This window comes from Clostridioides sp. ZZV14-6154 (assembly GCF_020657785.1).
GTDB lineage: Bacteria > Bacillota > Clostridia > Peptostreptococcales > Peptostreptococcaceae > Clostridioides.
Window position 1 is genome coordinate 1 of record NZ_JAGWCY010000086.1, and the last position, 255, is coordinate 255.

At 32.9% G+C, this 255-nt stretch carries 1 protein-coding gene; it reads left to right on the plus strand.

Going from position 1 to position 255, the window contains the following annotated elements:
- The coding region (locus KGF45_RS20590; RefSeq protein ID WP_227843090.1) for an RNA-guided endonuclease TnpB family protein at window positions 1-255 on the plus strand (255 nt) is incomplete at both ends.

A 255-nucleotide genomic window follows, 5' to 3' on the forward strand; every position in this document is an offset into this window, starting at 1 on the left:
AAGCAAGATTGAAGGTAGCAAGGTTGCATCAAAAGATATCAGACCAAAGAGCAGATTTCCTAAATAAGTTATCAACTAAACTAATACACGAAAACCAAGTTATAGTTATTGAGGACTTGAAGGTAAAAAATATGGTGAAAAATCATAAGTTAGCGAAAGCTATAAGCGAAGCAAGTTGGTCGGAGTTCAGAAGAATGTTAGAATATAAAGCTAATTGGTATGGTAGAGAAATAATAGTAGCAGATAAGAATTTCG